The organism is Acinetobacter guillouiae (assembly GCF_002370525.2).
GTDB classification, from domain to species: domain Bacteria; phylum Pseudomonadota; class Gammaproteobacteria; order Pseudomonadales; family Moraxellaceae; genus Acinetobacter; species Acinetobacter guillouiae.
This window is the reverse complement of sequence record NZ_AP014630.1, coordinates 3,309,829-3,328,469: the sequence shown is the minus strand read 5'-3', so window position 1 is coordinate 3,328,469 and position 18,641 is coordinate 3,309,829. Positions and strand designations below refer to the sequence as shown.

The following is an 18,641-nucleotide window of genomic DNA, read 5'->3' as shown; positions in this document are numbered from 1 at the left end:
GTCAAACTTATACGAATGGTTGAAAAAGTGGAAAAGGAAAGAAGATATGAGTTCAGTATTTGATTTAAAAATCAAAGTAAAACCAGAGCATATAGATGTCTTAGGTCATGTAAACAATGTGGTCTATGTACAATGGATGCAGGATGTTGCATCTGCACATATCGAAACATTGGGTGTTGGACTCGATCAGTATTTAGAAATGAAACATGCAATGGTTGCCGTAGAACATCATGTTCAGTATCGCAAAGCCGCAATGTTAGATGATGATGTTATTTTAAGAACTTGGTTATACGAGATCAACGCACTTTATTCTTTCCGTCAGTATGCTTTTTTTAATGCTAAAGATCACAGCTTACTCTTTACGGGCAATACCAAATGGGCATGTATAGAAATTGCTTCAGGGCGTCCGAAACGGATGTCACCAACTTTTATCCAAGCCTATCAACCCATTGATCCTGGAATAGATCCTTTTGATTTAAGTTCAATTATTTAAATTACTTGGATTTTTAGATGAAGTGCAATAACGCATAAAGGAAATCTTATATTTAATGAAAGCGACCTCTCTGTTTTACAAGAGAGGTCGGTAGGTTTTATATCAATTCGACTCGTGGAAAGTCTACTGGCGTATCTAGTGCAATATTGATGTAGTTAGTGAATATATTCAAAGCCACATGCGCCATGATCTCAACGATTTGTTGGTCATTAAAACCTACATTGCGAAGTGTTGTGAAATCAGCGTCAGTCATCTGAGCTCGTTGATTGACCACCTTTAAAGCAAAAGTCAGTGCTGCTGCTGTTTTATCATCAGTTGCTTTTCCTATTTGCGCTTCAGCCATTTCAGCAGCACTAGCACCAGCATTTTGACCGAGTACAGTATGTGCAGCTAAGCAATATTCACAGCGGTTTAAATTGGCGATTGCAACAGCAATCTGTTCACCTAATTTTGCGCCAAGTGTACCTTTACCTAAAGCAGCAAAAGCGGACCACATGCTTTGTAACGCTGCTGGCGAATTTGCCACTGCCTTAAACATATTTGGAGTCGTACCAAAAGCTTGTTGAATTTGAGTTAATAAAGGCTGACTTGCTTGGGGTGCGAGTTGAGTGTCAAGGTTGATACGTGACATGTTGTTCTCCTTAAAGGATCGTAGTGATAGTAGAAGTGCATCAAACTTTGATTATTATGTGTAAATTTTCTGTATGATTAGATACAATATGTTCATAAAATATATCAATTCGTTCAAATGAAAACTATTCACCCCATTGATCGCCTTTCAGGTCTGCTTGATCGTTTCCGTATGCAGGCAGAGTTGTACCATACTGGTGTGTTATGTGGCGTCAGCCATTTTGATGCTTGTGAAGGGTATGGCTATTTACATGTCTTACGTCAGGGACAACTGGAAGTCAGTCATCCAGCTATGGCGCATTTGCCAAGACGCATGCGTTTTGATGAACCAACGCTACTTTTTTATCCTGGGCCAATTACACATCATTTTCATAACCCGCCCAGAGAAGGTGCTGATTTTACCTGCGCGCGGTTGATACTGGATGGTGGGCAACAGAATCCGCTGGTAAGGGCATTACCTGCCGTAATTGCACTTCCTCTAGCGCGTGTACAAGGATTGGATCAGGCGCTTGCGCTATTATTTGCTGAAACCGACCATGCTCGTTGTGGGCAACGATTATTAGCGAATCGTTTATTTGAAGTGGTGGTGCTTCAACTATTACGTTGGCTATTAGATCATCCTCATGAAGCAGGGGTAAGCACTGGACTTATTATTGGCCTTTCAGATCCACGTTTGGCGCGTGCGCTGGTGGGAATACATGAATGTCCAGGTGAATCGTGGACACTAGAGCGCATGGCTGAACTGGCATGTATGTCTAGAACAGCTTTTGCTAATACCTTTCGTGATGTGATGGGACAGACACCAGCCGAATATTTAACAGACTGGCGTATTGCTTTGGCTCAAAGTAGATTGCGTGAAGGGCATTCAATTAAAATATTGGCTGAAGAACTGGGTTATGCTAATCCATCAGCATTATCTCGCGCATTTTCAGTCAGAGTAGGCATGTCTCCCCGAGAATGGTTGACCAGCGATTCTGTCTAATGCTTAGTTAATGCTGATCTTTAACGAAAGCAAGATTGAGTAAGACAGTTCAATTTATATTCAACTGTCTGAGTTTAATGATCTATGAGTTTAATGATCTATGAGTTTAATGATCTATGAGTTTAATGATCTATGAGTTTAATGATCTATGAGTTGACTTAACTTAAACACTTCACCGATTGGAAAATTGAGCAGGGGAATCAACCATTACGGCTTCAGCACCTAACTGTTTTGCTATCCGATAGTCTGCTTCAGAATTGATACCGAACAGCACAATACGATTTGCTGCTTGTGTCCTAAAACAGTTCATAATTTCCTTATCCCAAACAAACTCTGCTTTTGAACGGCCTTCACCTAAGGTATAGGTTTCTACAACCTCAACTTGCCGTCTTAACTCCAAACCATGCCACCCAATTGGTTCCTGAGCAGCCTGACAATTATGGTTCAGCGCGACACGGGCTAAAATATCCCGAGTATCATCTCTTGCAACAAAATACGGAAGTTGACCGACCTGTTTGACGGCATCTGTATAACGGCGTTCAGTAGAGTAGAGCCTTACTCGGTTAAGTGAGTTGGTGGAAACGAGTACACGTTTAATAGCCGTAGCAATTTGCACCGGATCTGCATCAGGCGATTTAATATCAATATAAAAAGTGGTTCGAGGAAATTGAGTAAGCACCTGTTGAAGTGTTGGGATACGGATTCCTTTACCTCTCCATGGGTAAATTGTTTGTTGTCCTGTATTGCGGGCGACATTCCATCCTGCATCCAAGCCCTGTAATTGTTTTACAGTATATGCAGAGACCAAACCTTGGCCATTACTTAAAGCATTCAGATTATTAGGACGATAGAGTACAGGAACACCATCATTGCTTAACTGTACGCTGATCCAGATCACATCTGCGTGATTCCTTAGAGCGAGATCAATTGCATAGGCTGTGTTCTCAGGCGCATCCGCCGTTCCACCGCGATGCGCAACAATTAGTGGTGATTGACCCGTTTGATTTGAGTAAGGCGCTGCATTTAATGCCATGCTATGTAGTCCATGACCGAATATGCATATCAACATGATGTTTTTAAACACGCTATTTTTCATAATAATATTGCAACCTATGGATTAAAATTTATAGCTATATTGGAGTCTTATGCCATTTTCACTATATTTTTTCGCGAACTGTCCTTCATAATTGACCGAAAACCCGTGGGTATTGGCGATATCGACATTGAAACCAAAATTGATGATGCCTGTGTTCTGATTATTGGGAACATCTAAATAACCAGCATCTCCAGCAATCAGTGAGTTATTTGATATAAATGTTAATTTGCCCGCTTTATCATTATTTTTTAAACGGTTTTGCCATGCTAAGCTTGCATTTAAACTTAGAGATGTTGTATCCCATACGTTCCATTTTTGAGATATATCCAGACCGACAGTTGAAGATACACGGTCAATATTCGTTTTTTCACTATTTAGTGAATAGTATCCATTACTTTGTTGAATGGAATCATTTTCTAAGTAGTCGTATGCAACACCGATAAATGGTTCCATATATAGGTTATTGTGTTGCAATGCATAGCCCATCTCAGCGTTCAACTGATAAGTACGACCATTGTATTTTGCATTAAATTGACCATCATTCTGATCATTAAATCGTGATTTAACCTCATTACGTCCCAATGTACCACTGAAACGAAAATTGATTTGATCAATTTGAGTCCCTGTATAGATACCGAACTGATAATTATCGATTTTAGCATTGGCATTATTTTTGTTATTTAAATCTTTGCTATTAATGGCTGCAGTTATTCCGATTGCCCAATCTCCAAGTGTAGTATCTGCGCCTAAAGCTAGACCCTGCCTCTGAACATTATAATCATGCATCTTGGCATTGCTGAGATTATTCCATTCCCCCAGACGAGACTTGCTTTTTGAGTCTGAAAAATCTATCCAAGCATTATTACTGTTCTCCTGATTACGTTGAATATAGCGTAGACGTTGATTGGTTAAACGACGATTGCGATCCATATCCTGAAATTCTTCTGCCAGAATATCGCCATGAATTGATGCAATTTGGGTCGCTTTTTCAGCTCTAGCTTGCTCCAATAACTTTGCTTCAGCGGCAGCTTTATCGGCAGCGGCTTTATCGGCAGCGACTTTTTCCGCGGCAGCTTTCTCTGCGGCAGCTTTATCGGCAGCGGCTTTTTCCGCGGCAGCTTTATCGTTAGCAGCTTTCTCTGTGGCAGCTTGATCCGCGGCAGCTTTTTCAGCAGCAGCTTTCTCTACGGCGGCTTTCTCTGCGGCAGCTTTATCGGCAGCGGCTTTCTCTGCGGCAGCTTTCTCTACGGCAGCTTTATCGGCAGCGGCTTTTTCCGTGGCAGCTTTATCGGCAGCAGCTTTCTCAGCGGCAGCTTTTTCAGCAGCGGCTTTTTCAGCAGCGGCTTTATCGGCAGCGGCTTTCTCTGCTGCGGCTTTATCGGCAGCAGCTTTTTCCGCGGCAGCTTTCTCGGCAGCGGCTTTCTCGGCAGCAGCTTTTTCCGCGGCAGCTTTCTCAGCAGCAGCTTTTTCCGCGGCGGCTTTGTCAGCAGCAGCTTGATCCGCGGCGGCTTTCTCAGCAGCAGCCTTGTCAGCAGCGGCTTTTTCCGCGGCAGCTTTATCGGCAGCGGCTTTGTCAGCAGCAGCTTTTTCAGCAGCAGCTTGATCCGCGGCAGCTTTATCGGCAGCAGCTTTCTCAGCGGCAGCTTTTTCAGCAGCAACTTGATCCGCGGCAGCTTTATCAGCAGCAGCTTTCTCAGCGGCAGCTTTTTCAGCTGCAGCTTGATACGCGGCAGCTTTATCGGCAGCGGCTTTATCGGCAGCGGCTTTTTCAGCAGCAGCTTGATCCGCGGCAGCTTTATCGGCAGCAGCTTTATCGGCAGCGGCTTTTTCAGCAGCAGCTTGATCCGCGGCAGCTTTATCGGCAGCAGCTTTTTCCGCGGCAGCTTTCTCAGCAGCGGCTTTTTCCGCGGCAGCTTTCTCAGCAGCGGCTTTATCGGCAGCAGCTTTTTCCGCGGCAGCTTTTTCAGCAGCGGCTTTATCGGCAGCAGCTTTCTCAGCGGCAGCTTTTTCAGCAGCAGCTTGATCCGCGGCAGCTTTTTCAGCGGCAGCTTTATCGGCAGCAGCTTTTTCCGCGGCAGCTTTTTCAGCAGCGGCTTTATCGGCAGCAGCTTGATCCGCGGCAGCTTGATCCGCGGCAGCTTTATCGGCAGCGGCTTTTTCAGCAGCAGCTTGATCCGCGGCAGCTTTATCGGCAGCGGCTTTTTCAGCAGCAGCTTGATCCGCGGCAGCTTTATCGGCAGCAGCCTTATCGGCAGCAGCTTTCTCAGCGGCAGCTTTTTCAGCAGCAGCTTTATCCGCGGCAGCTTTATCGGCAGCGGCTTTTTCCGCGGCAGCTTTATCGGCAGCAGCTTTTTCAGCGGCAGCTTTATCGGCAGCGGCTTTCTCTGCGGCAGCTTTATCGGCAGCGGCTTTCTCTGCGGCAGCTTTCTCAGCAGCGGCTTTTTCCGCGGCAGCTTTCTCAGCAGCGGCTTTTTCCGCGGCAGCTTTATCGGCAGTTAAGTCCCTGAATTGTAATTTAAGTTTCTTATCTTCTTCAGTTTTTGTTAATTCTGGTTGAATATTTTCAGTAGCAATCGATGTAAGATAGTTACTATTAAATATTCCATTAATTTTTGTAGCATCCATTAAGGTATAGTCATTACCTTTGTAGCGAAGAGTATCATTTTTCCCAAGCAACTTATCTGGGCTTTGTTCATAAGTTTGGAAATTAGCTCCATTTAAATAAGCATTACCACGAACAACCAATTTGTCCACTTGCTCATTTTCGTCTTTAATTTTGGCTGAATATGTGGCGTCAGGGCTAAATTTAATATCTCCATTAATAGTAAATGTACTAAATCCTGTTTGATTGTAAAGTGATGGTGCAAATCTGCCACTATTGATTTCGATTGTTGCAGACTGACCTTGACCAGACAGTGTCCCTAATTTATTGACAATAATGCCTGAAGATAAAGATCCTGTGATATCAATACCACCTTCATTAATGAAAGTATTGCCTGCATAGGTATTGTTTCCCGATAACTGTAATGTTCCACTGCCTTTTTTAATCAGACCACCGCTACCAGCGATATTGTTTGACCAAGTATCGAATGAACATTCAGCTGCATCACAACTACGTTCTCTGGTTGTGCCAATATCATATTTTATCCCTTGGCCCATATTGACGGTGAAATCACCATTTCCAAAAGTATTGGCCAGATTATCCAGATCATCACCCAAATTTTGTTTTACATCATCGGCAAGCATGTTTTTTACATCATCCGCTGAAGCAAACATTGCTGGCCCTTTAATGGCATTTTCTAGATCAATTTTTCCCCAACCAAAGTATTTATCAATCACTTTGGCACGGCCATCAGTCACTCTACCATTTTCATCCATATCTGCTGCTGTAGTTTTTAAAACAGAAACAGTTTGGCTGGAACTCATATAGGGAAAACGTTCCATAAGAACAGCAAGGGCACCTGTGGCATGTGGTGCAGCCATTGAGGTTCCAGTCATATACTCATAATTATCAACGAGCTTTCCATCGTCAACTTTAAATGTTGAACTATAAATTCCTGTTCCAGGTGCTGCCACACACCACAATGCGGTATAACCACATTGAGATGAGCCAGTGTATAGAGTTTCTTTGGTGGTATCATCATTCACTAAAATTTGAGTTTTTCGCAGACCTTGTCCGACTTGTTCCCATAAATAGTCTTCTTTACCAATTGCAAGATTTGCTTGTCGTAAATATTTTTTATTTTGGAAAGTGACTTCAAAAAATTGTAAATCATCACCCGCACTGAGCGTTTTACTACCTTCGGGAACAGTGATTTCTTTGCTACGTACTAATGTTAGATTACTGACAGTGAGATAATTGGGCAGTAGCTCATTATAGACGATAGGCATCCCTTGAAAAGCACCAGGTTCATTATAATGATTGTAATTTCCTGCAGCAAAAACGTTGACTACGCCTTGTTTTCCAGCTTCTCGAAGGGCTCTGATTTGGTTGATGACTCCATTGTTTGATTTGTCATTTGCCCCAAAATTGAATTTTTGACCATTACGTTCAATTATACCATCTTCTGCTTCAACAGCATCTTTTACTGTAATCGTGATTTTAGATTCCCCCCTTTTGGTGGGAGTGGTCGTATAGATGACTTGATTTAAAATATCATAGGGTTTGGTTTTGTCTGACTTTTTTTCAAAGTCTTTGACTGTTGATGTGCTTATGCCATCAATACCAATAAGCTCAGTCCATTTGGGATTTCCTGGATAAATTCCATAGTCTTTTTCTCCCTCTCTACCCCAACTATTATTAATCAAACGAACTGCTGTGCCATCAAGAAGGGGATAAATATTATTACTCATATTCTGTGCAAAAATATCTGCTCCATAGGCTACGCCGTGCATGCCTTGATCATTTTTTTTAGCACCAATGATTCCAGAAACATGAGCGCCATGGGTATAATCTTCAGCATTGAATCCGTCAGCTACTTTATTGCCGATACTTAGGTTTGAGTTATGTTCCTTACCATTTTTATTGGGTGTAACAAATGTGAGTTTGTTTGTAAGTTCGCTTATTCCTGCGGGAAAGTCTGAATCAGCAACCCCAATGGCAATTCCCTTACCTGTATAGCCTTTTTCATAAGCATACTGCGCACCGATACGACTTAGTCCCCAATTGGCATTGAACTCATCAGTTTCAGCACGAAGTGGTACTGCAAAGGAGGATGATGTAATAATCGGATACCCCAGCAAAATACTACGTAACAGTATGCTCAACGTTTTTTCTTTAAATATACGTTTCATCTAAATTTTAACCCTGTAAATTTTTTGGTTCTGTCACTTATGCATATGGACTGAAAATAACTCAGTGATTTCTTAACTTAAACCATGCCATTACTTATATTTAATATGATAAATATATGATTTTATTTTGGTTTATATTTTTTTGTCGAGTCTTTACGATCGACAAAAATGAATCATTAGGACATTATTTAATTAATTTTGTCCTGTGACAAAATTAATTAAATAATATGACAATATCATGATGATTTAAATAATCAATTTTTTTTTGCATAAATAATTGTAAAAATTATACGATTTTTATAATCAAATCTTATGCGTTGATTGACTGACTATCTTCATGTGTCGCTGAGAAAATACACTTAAATAAAAACACTCAGATGAGCAATCACGAATTTCAAAAAAACATTAAATTAGACCAGAGCTAATGGTTTTTTGCCGTGGATATTACGAGCAATTTTTAGCGATTTCGTGATTAAGCTCGTTTCCAACTGGATACCACATATTTGTATAAGTCTGCTGTCATCCCATTCATATTGGATCATGCTTTGCGCATACTGAGATAGATTAACGTAGACAGTGGCGACAAGGATGATGGCTTGAATGGATTTATTAACTTATGAATTTTATTATTAATTTGATGAAATTTTTCATGTAGTTAAATACGCATTGTTTCGTTAAACAGTATCTAGAATCTAGTAATTTTTTGAATTAATGAAGTGGTAATCTATGAAAAGTTTAACCAAGAATGTTTTGATCATCGGTGGAAAAGGCAAAAATGGACGACGCGTCGCAGAGAAATTAAAGTCGCATAAATTTAATCCAATTGTTACTACTCGTACCATCAATGAGCATGTAGAAAATGAACGGTATTTTGATTGGAATGACAGCAGTACATTTGGTCCAGCACTGAAGAATATTGAAATTGTTTATATTGTTCATCCAGATACTTCAATGTTAGGAGCAGATCAACAACTTGAAGGATTAATCACAGAAATGATGAATCAGTCGGTTTCCAAGGCTGTATTATTATCAGGCAGAGGTCAGGCATCTGTTGAGAAGTGTGAAAAAATTTTAATGCAGTCCCAACTTGATTGGACTGTCATTCGTTCAGCATGGTTTAACCAAAATTTCAGTGAAGGTCATTTTCTACATGGCATAAGATCTGGCGAAGTGACATTTATGGCAGATACTGTAAAAGAGCCATTCGTTGACTTAGAAGATTTGTCAGACGTGGTGGTTGAATGTCTGACTAATAATGCACATAACGGCAAAATTTATGAAGTCACAGGCTCAGAGTTATTGACTTTCGCTGAAGCGGTGAATGCTATCGGAGTAAAGCTTAAGCGAAATATACAGTATCAATACCTTAATCAAGAAGCATATAGACAATATTTAAAGAATGCAGGACTGGATGAATTTATTGCAGCGCATATGACGCAGGCATTTTCTGAAATTCTCGATGGGCGAAATGAAAGTATTGGCAAGGGAGTTACTCAGGTTCTGGGGCGCGATCCGATTAAATTCACTGATTTTGTAAAATCAAATAAATTCTAGTTTTATAATTTATAAGGTAGCAAAGCGATGACTTCAGAATTATCAATTTCACAGAAATATTTAACCTAACTAGGCGTGGAAGGTGAGTATTTACCTACGCTTGAGAATCTAAAAAAGTTGTTATTTCTACATGTAACCAGCATCCCGTTTGGAAATATTTCTTCTTTTCTTGGTGATAACGTGTCTATGGAATTATCACAGATCGCAGACAAGTTACTCGATCAAGGAAGAGAGGGCTATTGTTTGGAACAGAGTACGCTGACTAGAACAGTATTAAACGAACTGGGATATGAGGCTTTTAATCTTTTGGGGCGCGTATATTATCAATCTCAACCTATAGAAGCGCCGATTCGTACTCATTTGGTGACTGTGGTAAAACTGGTGGATAAATTATATTTATTTGATCCCAGTTTTGGTGGAACGACTCCGACTGCCGTTCTTTCACTGGATAAGCTCGGGGAAATTCAGAATACACCGCATGAAGCTTTCCGTTTTATTGATGTAAAAGACAGTGGTGTTGCTGAAAGTGCCCTGACGGGTGTGAAGATTATGCTTCAAGCTTATATACGTGATGAGTGGGTTAATATTTATGCACTTGATCCAGAACAGAAAGTCTCGGAGTCGGATGCTGTGATTGCCAATTGGTATATTGCAACATCACCAGATTCTATATTTACTCAACATTTGATGCTTGCTGCAGTTACTCGAGATGAACGAATAAACTTAAGTGGAACGACTGTAAATATCCATGGTAAAAATCATTCAATAAAAAAAGAGCTCAAAAGCGAAGATGAATTTCGCGAATATCTTGAGAAGTATTTTAAAATTAATACGCAACAACTGAATGTGGCTTTCATATTTAAAAAAATAATCAATCCTGCCGAGTGAAAGATGCACTTCTAAGAACAACAAGCAACGCTTGCAAGCTGTTAAATAGACCTGAATGAATCATCGCAAATAGGCTTAAGTAAGATTCACGATAATCATCAGGTTGCAGCTTGCGCATATTTTCAGCATAGTATGTCAGTGGAATATCATCCTTGGAATTAATATTCAATACATGAATAAATAAGAAATCTCAGAGAAAATCTCAAGAATGAATGGAGGAAACTTTGGGTCTAAAGCTACGAAAAAACCGTGCGCCTTCGCCAAATAATGTTTGTCCCTTGAGTAAGAGTATGGCACTGCTACGGGGCGCTTGGACTGCAGAAATCATCTGGTGTTTAAGTGCTGGACCACGTCGATTTGGAGAGTTAAGAGCTGACTTGCCATCAATTACCGCAAAAGTATTAACAGAACGTCTACGTCATTTGGAAAGTAAAGGAATTATACAACGTCTGCCAATCCCGACATCGCCGCCCTCTGTAGAATACAAATTAACAGTTATTGGTGCAAAATTCCTACCCGCTATTCACGCAATCGCCAAAGTTGGTGATGAACTCAAATTTGGCATGCCAGATTCCGAAACAGACTTAAATGAATAAAAAGCTAACTATTAAAATACTTTGATTTAACAATATTTTGCACAATACATTGTTAATAAGTGCAGTTGTGTTTTATTCCTGTGCAGGATTATTTTTAAAGGATTCTCTAAACTCAGAAGGTGAGTAGTTAAATGTTTGGGAGAATACTCGGCTGAATGCAGCCTGAGAGGAATAGCCAACAAGCTCAGCAATATGAAAAATACTTTTTTGCGTGGTTAATAGCAATTCACTGGCTAATCGCATTCTCAGCGATTTTAAATATTGTATTGGGGTGGTCCCGACAGATTCTGTAAATTTCTTGTAAAAGCTTGATTTAGAATAATTGGTAGATTTTGCGAGTTCTTCAACGGTCCAGTCAAAATGCGGGTGATTATGCATTAAAGACATGGCTTTACTGATCATCGGTTCCTGTAATGCTGAAATCCAGCTTTTATGATTGGGTTCAACAGTGCTAAGCCAGCACCGAATTGACCAGATAAATAAAAGATCAATAATTCTGGTTAGCATAATCTGACTGCCTATCGAAGGCGCTTTGAGTTCCTGTTGAATTGCATGAACAGTGATTGGGACCCATTCTGCAATAATATTTGTGGCTTTACAGGTAAAAGGGACATGAATAAAAGCAGGTAACCCCTCGGCAATAGCTGAGCCATAAATACCTGAAAAATCGATTGTACAGGTGATGATTTTAGCATCCTGAAATGCATCTGTATTCAAGCTTATCCTGTGAAAGTTACCAGGTAAAACCACAACTATGTCGCAATGTTTTAATTCCAGATGATGTTCCAGATGATCCATTGTTAAAAGGCATTTTTCTTTCTGAATAATATGTATATAGCCATGATTTGGAGAAAATTCTAGTATTTCTCCAGTCAAAAGAGTTGAAATACTATGGATTTTGCCTGCTATACCTGATAACCGATAGATATCAAAAAAAGTATCTGAAAACGAACTAAGCATATTTTTGGAATTCCGAGAAAAATACTGTTTCTGCAAAAACTTTGCATTCTTGGTGATTGTTAGCCAGTAATTTATGCCTAATAATCATTGCAGGAAGCTTTGACTGACCAAAAGTATCAATTATTAATTTGCTCTTAATAGTTATGCCATGAAACTTCTTGAAAAGCTAGATCACTTGAATATGAACATAATAATTTTCTGGAGTAGCAAATGAGTTTAAAACCAACGGTTATATTGGTACATGGCTTTTGGGGAGGCGCAGCGCACTGGAATAAAGTTATTCTAGAATTGGCAGCTAGAGGATATTCATCTCTGCATGCTGTTGAGATTCCGTTGACCTCACTGGCTGATGATGTAGAACGTACAAAAAAAATGATTAAACAAATAGATGGTGATGTTTTGTTGGTTGGTCATTCCTATGGCGGTGCTGTCATCACAGAAGCTGGAAATTTACCCAATGTTGTAGGTCTGGTTTATATTGCTGCATTTGCACCTGATTCAGGTGAAAGCCCAGGGGCGATTACCCAACAGAACTTACCTGAAGCGGCGCCAAATTTAGCACCAGACAGTGATGGTTATCTCTGGTTAAAAGCAGATAAATTTCATGAAAGCTTTTGTCAAGATTTGACTGCGGATGAAGGTTTGGTCATGGCAGTAACCCAAAAGGCACCGTTGGCTAGTACGTTTGGTGATGTGATTACTTCACCAGCATGGAAAACTAAACCATCTTGGTATCAAATCTCTATAGATGATCGAATGATTAATCCTGAGAATCAAAATATGATGTCAGCACGAATGTCAGCTAAAAAAATAATTTCACTGAATGCCAGTCATGCATCTTTAGCATCAAAACCTGTTGAAGTAACAGAACTTATTGATGAAGCAGCTACTTTTCTAGCTGGTTAAAGATTTTCTAAGTATCAGAAAGTCTGAGGTTGTGAAAAACATAATAAAATATTGAAAAGAGATATAACATGGATGTTATAAACCGATATAGAAAATTTCTATTACTGGGTTTGGTCGTATTATTTCTTGTCGGAATAGTATGGTATCTAAAGCCAGAAACTCATGCTGTCAGTGACGTATCACGTTCAAATTCAACAATACAAAATCAGCAGTCAGTGAATGCTGTTGCGTCAGTTTCTGATACAAATCAGCAAGTATTAAAGTTTCATGGTGTTATGCTTGAGTTGGCACCATCACTGCGGGGGACAGAGGTGAACTGTCCTTTACAGGTTGATACGAAAGGGCAATTGGTTTTGTCGCGTGGAATTCGCGACTGTTTCGATTATTTTCTTTCAAGTATTGGTGAAAAAACTGAAAGCAGTATTGTTGTTGATATTCGTCAATACCTTGCTGGTCTTTTACCAACGACTGCTCAACCTTATTCTTATCAATTACTTGATAAGTATATGGATTATCTGCATCAGCGTGAAAAGCTACCTGCAGCTCAGACCAACAGTGCAAAGGACTTTAAAACAGTAGCTTCAGCTATAGTTAAACTGCGTAGACAGATTTTTACGCCACAGGAAGCAGATGTATTTTTTGCCCAAGAAGAAAGCTATGACCAGTACGCAATCGAACAATACGCGATCAATAATGATAAACGCTTAAGCACAAATCAGAAGGCAGAAAAAAGTGCAGCATTGCTGAATGAACAGCCAGAAGAACTGAAAGCAAGTATGCAGCCAATTTTACAATACAACCAATTACAGGAATTGACCACTGAGATTAATCAACGTGGAGGTTCAGCGAGTGAGCTGTACGAGATGCGTAAAAAATTAGTCGGTGCGGCAGCAGCAGATCGCCTCACTCAGGTTGATTTACAGGAAAGCCAGTGGCAAAAAAGAGTAGATAGTTATCTTGCAGCGAGAGCACAAATTACAGCGAGTCAGCAAGATGCGACTCAACAACAGGCTGCAATAAATGAATTACGTAATAAATCTTTTAGCAGCCCAGAAGAACGAATTCGTGCACAGACTTTTGAACAGATGCAGGCTAATTCGAATAAAAAAGTCGCTGAATAGGCAATAAGGAAATTATCAATAACAGAAATATAGCATTGAGAATTAAACAAGGAGATTTTCAGGGAAATATTTTGAAGTATCAAGAAATCAATGTAATACAAAAATAATGTTCAAATATATGGAGTCTTGAACAATGAAAAAAGCAATCCCGGCCTTGGTATTTGGGGCCATCATATTCACATCGGTTAACAGCTCAGCAATTGTAACTACAAGTTATCAAAATTGCGGTATCAAAAACGATCAAGCGGGTTGTAGCAAAACATCTGCAACGGATTGGGGACTGTTCTCTAAAAAAACAGATTATGCCAAAACTAAATATCCCTTGATATTTGCACATGGTTTATTTGGTTTTTCTCAGATTGGACCGATCAATTACTGGCATGGTATTCCTCAGGATTTAAGTCGCCAAGGCGCTGATGTATATGTAACAAACACATCTGCTGCTAACTCAGATGCAGTACGTGGTGAACAATTACTTAAACAAGTTCTCACGATTCAGGCTTTAACAGGTGCAGAAAAAGTTAACCTGATTGGTCATAGCCAAGGTGTGCAAACTGTTCGCTATGTTGCTGGGGTTCGTCCTGATTTAGTTGCATCCGTAACAGGTATTGCGGGTTCAAATAAAGGTAGTCCTGTTGCAGATTTGGTGGAAACATTTATACGTAAACCAGCCAGTGTAATAGGCTTTGATAAAACTATCGGAGCTGTAATCAATATGTTTACAGGTATAGAAAGTTTTCTGGGGGGGACTTCTAGCAATGGTGGAGCATATGATCAAGATGTTTTAAGTGCACTTGCAGGTTTGACCAAGGCTGGGGCTGGAGAGTTTAATGCCACTTTCCCGCAAGGTATTCCAGTGACTGAGTGTGGTTCCGGAGCAGCTACAGTAAATGGTGTGAATTATTATTCATGGTCAGGTAAAGGCGGACTCACAAATTTATTAGATCCTACAGCTTACGGGTTGCTTGCGGGTGAAGCATTTATCAAATTGAGCACTGGTAGTGATAGTGACGGTTTGGTACCAATATGTTCATCTCATTTGGGCAATGTCATTCGCGATAATTATCCACAGAACCATTTGGATGAAGTTAATCAGATTGTCGGACTTGTTGGCTCTGGTGCTGGTGCAGATCCAGTTCCGTTATATAGTCAGCATGCCAATCGTTTAAAATTGGCAGGTTTCTGATTTTTAAATTCAATGTTTTTCATGAAGGAAAGTAGGAAATTAGTTTTCTACTTTTCCTCAGTTTAAGATCGTTAGCAAAAATAATGGATAAAAAGCATAAATTTTAGAGTGTCATTATTTTAGTTAAGATAAATGATAAATCATTGAATAGGTCCATCGCTTTTTGTTCATCTAATTCAGAAGTGGTGATACGTATAGCTTTAATATCTTGGCCTAATGAAAACTCTTTTCCAAGTCTGACTTTCCATCCCATTAGCGCGAGTTGATAGGCTATTTCCTGAGCTTGCGCATGTTCGATCCATAGATTTAAACCATCACAATAACTTATATCTAGAAGCTTTTGATCCAATAATTTTTTAACGATTTCTTGATTTTTTGTCTGATATCGTATTTTTGCTTTATTCATTAATTGATGAACTTTTTCCGATGTCATAAGCGAAAATATCATTTTTTGTAAGATATGACTCACCCAGGTACAGCTTGGATTTAGTTTCATTCTTAGTCTGGTTGCAGTCTGAGTATCACAATTGATAAATGCAAATCTAAAGTCCGGACCTAAAAATTTTGATACAGATCTTATCACAGCCCAATGTCTGGTAGATTCTGGCACAATATGATAATAAGGTGTTGTGGCAAGTAATGAAAAGTGATCATCAATAATAATGAGTACATCAGGGTATTCAGAAAATAACTGATGTAATTCTTGTGCCGTTTTAACATCAAGACTATAACTGGTCGGATTCTGCGCTCTTGGTGTAATGACAATTGCTTTGGCTTTTTGCTCTAGTGCTTTTCTTATACTGTGAATATCATAGCCATGTGCTGTGACTGGGAAAAACACCATATTAAAGCGATTCACCTGTAAAGTATGAATACTGGTAATGAAACCTGGTTGTTCAATCGCAATACTGTCAGATTGGATTAAATGTGCATTGAGAATTCTTTCAATTGCATCTACCGCACCATGGGTAAATTCAATTTCAGCAATTTTATGGCTGATGTCAGCAAAAACTTCATTTCGAGCAAAGGTTTCCAAATCTGGAAGCTTGGTATTGTCACCATATAAATACGGTGTACTAAAATTAAAGTTGATGTCATGTAGCTGAGGTAAAAAACCTTGGCATGGATTTCCATGCGCGAGGTCAAAAAATGTTTGATTGGTTTTTTGAAGATTTTCAAAACGATTAATTTGTGGACTTTTGCGAACTTGAGTGCCAGCACGCCCTTTGGATACAACAATCCCCATTAATGCCAAATCTTTATAGGCGGCAGCAACTGTATTACGATTGACTTCCAGCTTAGTGGCTAAAGCACGAATATTGGGTAATAATTCCCCCTCATTCAAAATTCCATTCTGAATAAGTTCTCGAATACTATTTTGAATGTCCTGAGACGTTTTACCTTTAATTTCAGCCATATAGATCCAATCATTTGCTTCAAGACCTGATCAAGTTATTTAACCAGTCTTCAAGTACAAGTTTTGCTTTATCTGCAAGTATATTGCCATAATATTGATTCTCAAGCCTTAAATTCAAAATGTCTATCTTATGTAACTTTAATTCGTCAGTATGCCCGATGAGCCATCTTTCAAATTGTTTAGGATCTACTTCAACATGAAATTGTAATGCCATAATATTATTACCTATACTAAATGCCTGATTTGGATAGTAAATTGAGCTGGCTAAGTGCGTCCCATCATTAGGTAAATCAAATGTATCACCATGCCAGTGTAGAACATGTATGCCTTCAAGAAATCTTAAAGGAGATGTAAACGCCTGAGCACTTAAAGATAAACGGCTCCATCTTATTTCTTTGATATGGCCGGGATATACTCGCGCACCCAAAGCAGCTGCAATCAGTTGAGAACCTAAGCAGATACCAAAAGTCGCATAATTTGCTATTAATCGTTGCTTCAATCCCGCGATGATTTCTTTTAAATAAGGATAGGTGCTTAAGTCATATGCACTGATTGGCCCACCAAGAATGATAAGCGGGTCTGTTTCTTGTAAGACCATACTCAGATCATCTACGCCTGCTTGAAAAACGCTAATATCATAGCCCAACTGTTTAAGTACAGGGCTAAAGCTTCCGGTATCCTCAAAACTTAAAAATTGAATCACATTAATGACTTGGTGTTTTATCATGTTCATGTTTGTCTCTGGAGCAATAAATGTGGATGAGTGATATGAATCAAACTGAATTGGATGACTCTTTGTTTTGCTGAAAAACTGAATCGGCTGTTGTATGTTGATAGGAGTATTGAGAGGACAATGTTCTCATCTGACCATTTTGATAGATTAGAACTCGCATATCTTCAGTCACTTGTACAAACTCAACCTCAATAGAATCCATTGCTGTCAGTGTTGTAATCAGTTCTTGAATCGAATTTGGTGAGGCAAGATGATTGGGTGTAAAAGTACCGAGCAACTTTTTTTCTCGGTATATATTGATTTGATAATGAGTTTTCATCGTGATGCTCTATTCAGTCGGCCAGTAATAACTGTCTGGTTTGGAACGTGCGCCAAAAATTGCTTGTCCAATCCTGATATCTGTTGCACCTTCAGCGATCGCAAGTTCAAAATCTCCAGACATGCCCATTGAAAGCCGTTGTATCTCTGGATATTTTTTTGAAATTTGATCTCTTAATGCTCTTAAAAGCTGAAAACACTGCCTGACTTCAGTAGGGACATGGCTATGTATTGCCAAAGTCATCAATCCAACGATTTTTATGTAGGTAAATGGCTGACATTGTTCTATGAAATGTTCTAGCTCGAGAGGCTGAATGCCATATTTACTGCTTTCGCGTGATGTATTGACTTGGACAAAGACAGGCATAATCCGCTTTTCTTTCTCTAAGGCGCTATTCAGTTTGTAAGCAAGTTCGATGCGATCTAAGGCATGGAATTCACTGATAAATTGGGCTACATATTTCACTTTATTGCGCTGCAGATGCCCAATCAGCACCCATTTTAAATTGCTAAGTTGTTTTAGTTCCTCATATTTACCCTTGGCCTCAAGAACTTTATTCTCACCTACACAGTCATATCCTAGCGCGTGAATTTCCCGAACATGTTCTGCTGGAAATGTCTTACTGACAGGTAATAGCCTGATTTCAGAAGGATCTCGGTTCGCCTTGAGGCAGGCTTTCTCAATCGTTAATTTAATTTCACATAGCTTTTCTGAAATAATCTCGTTGAGCATAATATTGACCTATGACAAAACTATTTATTGTATGGAACAATATCATGAGCTTGCTCAATAAACAAATGTTTAAAGAACACGCCTCTAAGCTAAATCTATTTTTGGCAACTGGTTTGGAAAATAGTGATAGGTACTTGAAATGAGAGGGATTATTGCGCTGCTCGTCTGCAGTGGATTGGCTGAATGCAAATAATAGAATCAGTAAAACATGTCTAGATTTTGTGATCACACAGC

General features: G+C 39.5%; 16 protein-coding genes. 8 read left to right on the top strand and 8 right to left on the bottom strand.

The window, feature by feature from the left end:
* The first annotated feature begins 46 nt into the window (after window positions 1–46).
* The gene (locus AS4_RS15575; protein WP_406565184.1) at window positions 47–493 is read left to right on the top strand and encodes an acyl-CoA thioesterase; all 447 of its coding nucleotides are present in this window, start codon (window positions 47–49) and stop codon (window positions 491–493) included.
* A 97-nt stretch (window positions 494–590) separates the two neighbouring features.
* Here AS4_RS15575 and AS4_RS15570 read toward each other — a convergent pair whose 3' ends face one another.
* Window positions 591–1,124, bottom strand: a complete 534-nt coding sequence (locus tag AS4_RS15570; RefSeq protein ID WP_096734771.1) for a carboxymuconolactone decarboxylase family protein — start codon at window positions 1,122–1,124, stop codon at window positions 591–593.
* Between the two features lie 117 nt (window positions 1,125–1,241).
* On the opposite strand from AS4_RS15570, the gene AS4_RS15565 reads away from it, so the two are divergent.
* Window positions 1,242–2,105: an AraC family transcriptional regulator gene (locus tag AS4_RS15565; RefSeq protein ID WP_096734770.1), complete on the top strand. Its 864-nt coding sequence runs from the start codon at window positions 1,242–1,244 to the stop codon at window positions 2,103–2,105.
* Between the two features lie 172 nt (window positions 2,106–2,277).
* On the opposite strand, the gene AS4_RS15560 is transcribed toward AS4_RS15565, so the two are convergent.
* Together AS4_RS15560 and AS4_RS22250 are read right to left on the bottom strand one after the other, a co-directional pair.
* Window positions 2,278–3,138 (bottom strand): glycerophosphodiester phosphodiesterase family protein, encoded by an 861-nt coding sequence (locus AS4_RS15560; protein WP_096734769.1) that lies wholly within the window; start codon window positions 3,136–3,138, stop codon window positions 2,278–2,280.
* Between the two features lie 84 nt (window positions 3,139–3,222).
* A complete protein-coding gene (locus tag AS4_RS22250; protein ID WP_126606940.1) occupies window positions 3,223–7,995 on the bottom strand; it encodes an autotransporter domain-containing protein in 4,773 nt (1,590 codons plus the stop codon).
* A 726-nt stretch (window positions 7,996–8,721) separates the two neighbouring features.
* On the opposite strand from AS4_RS22250, the gene AS4_RS15550 reads away from it, so the two are divergent.
* The 3 genes from AS4_RS15550 (at window position 8,722) to AS4_RS15540 (ending at window position 11,033) form a co-directional block, all read left to right on the top strand.
* On the top strand, window positions 8,722–9,549 hold the full coding sequence (locus tag AS4_RS15550) for an NAD(P)H-binding protein (protein ID WP_096734768.1): 828 nt from the start codon (window positions 8,722–8,724) through the stop codon (window positions 9,547–9,549).
* Between the two features lie 75 nt (window positions 9,550–9,624).
* Window positions 9,625–10,437: an arylamine N-acetyltransferase family protein gene (locus AS4_RS15545; protein ID WP_227548090.1), complete on the top strand. Its 813-nt coding sequence runs from the start codon at window positions 9,625–9,627 to the stop codon at window positions 10,435–10,437.
* A gap of 290 nt (window positions 10,438–10,727) precedes the next feature.
* Window positions 10,728–11,033, top strand: coding sequence for a winged helix-turn-helix transcriptional regulator (locus AS4_RS15540; RefSeq protein ID WP_244013509.1), 306 nt, complete (start codon window positions 10,728–10,730; stop codon window positions 11,031–11,033).
* A 72-nt stretch (window positions 11,034–11,105) separates the two neighbouring features.
* Here the strand turns inward: AS4_RS15540 and AS4_RS15535 are convergent, their stop codons facing one another.
* Window positions 11,106–11,993: a helix-turn-helix transcriptional regulator gene (locus AS4_RS15535; protein WP_096734767.1), complete on the bottom strand. Its 888-nt coding sequence runs from the start codon at window positions 11,991–11,993 to the stop codon at window positions 11,106–11,108.
* Between the two features lie 210 nt (window positions 11,994–12,203).
* Between AS4_RS15535 and AS4_RS15530 the strand changes: the two genes are divergently transcribed.
* The 3 genes from AS4_RS15530 to AS4_RS15520 all read left to right on the top strand — a co-directional run bounded on the left by AS4_RS15530 (window position 12,204) and on the right by AS4_RS15520 (window position 15,206).
* On the top strand, window positions 12,204–12,899 hold the full coding sequence (locus AS4_RS15530) for an alpha/beta hydrolase (protein ID WP_034616282.1): 696 nt from the start codon (window positions 12,204–12,206) through the stop codon (window positions 12,897–12,899).
* 68 nt (window positions 12,900–12,967) lie between these two features.
* A complete protein-coding gene (locus tag AS4_RS15525; protein WP_197724419.1) occupies window positions 12,968–14,020 on the top strand; it encodes a lipase secretion chaperone in 1,053 nt (350 codons plus the stop codon).
* A gap of 133 nt (window positions 14,021–14,153) precedes the next feature.
* The gene (locus AS4_RS15520; RefSeq protein WP_034616293.1) at window positions 14,154–15,206 is read left to right on the top strand and encodes a lipase family alpha/beta hydrolase; all 1,053 of its coding nucleotides are present in this window, start codon (window positions 14,154–14,156) and stop codon (window positions 15,204–15,206) included.
* Between the two features lie 103 nt (window positions 15,207–15,309).
* On the opposite strand, the gene AS4_RS15515 is transcribed toward AS4_RS15520, so the two are convergent.
* Genes AS4_RS15515 through AS4_RS15500 form a run of 4 tightly spaced genes read right to left on the bottom strand, consistent with a single transcriptional unit; the run spans window position 15,310 to window position 18,407 of the window.
* Window positions 15,310–16,623, bottom strand: coding sequence for a GntR family transcriptional regulator (locus AS4_RS15515; RefSeq protein WP_096734766.1), 1,314 nt, complete (start codon window positions 16,621–16,623; stop codon window positions 15,310–15,312).
* A 19-nt stretch (window positions 16,624–16,642) separates the two neighbouring features.
* A complete protein-coding gene (locus AS4_RS15510) occupies window positions 16,643–17,356 on the bottom strand; it encodes a glutamine amidotransferase (protein ID WP_096734765.1) in 714 nt (237 codons plus the stop codon).
* A gap of 40 nt (window positions 17,357–17,396) precedes the next feature.
* Window positions 17,397–17,675, bottom strand: coding sequence for a hypothetical protein (locus AS4_RS15505; RefSeq protein WP_096734764.1), 279 nt, complete (start codon window positions 17,673–17,675; stop codon window positions 17,397–17,399).
* Window positions 17,676–17,684: 9 nt separating this feature from the next.
* Window positions 17,685–18,407 carry a YggS family pyridoxal phosphate-dependent enzyme gene (locus tag AS4_RS15500; RefSeq protein ID WP_096734763.1) on the bottom strand — a complete coding sequence of 241 codons (723 nt, stop codon included), beginning with the start codon at window positions 18,405–18,407 and terminating at the stop codon, window positions 17,685–17,687.
* Window positions 18,408–18,641 lie beyond the last annotated feature (234 nt).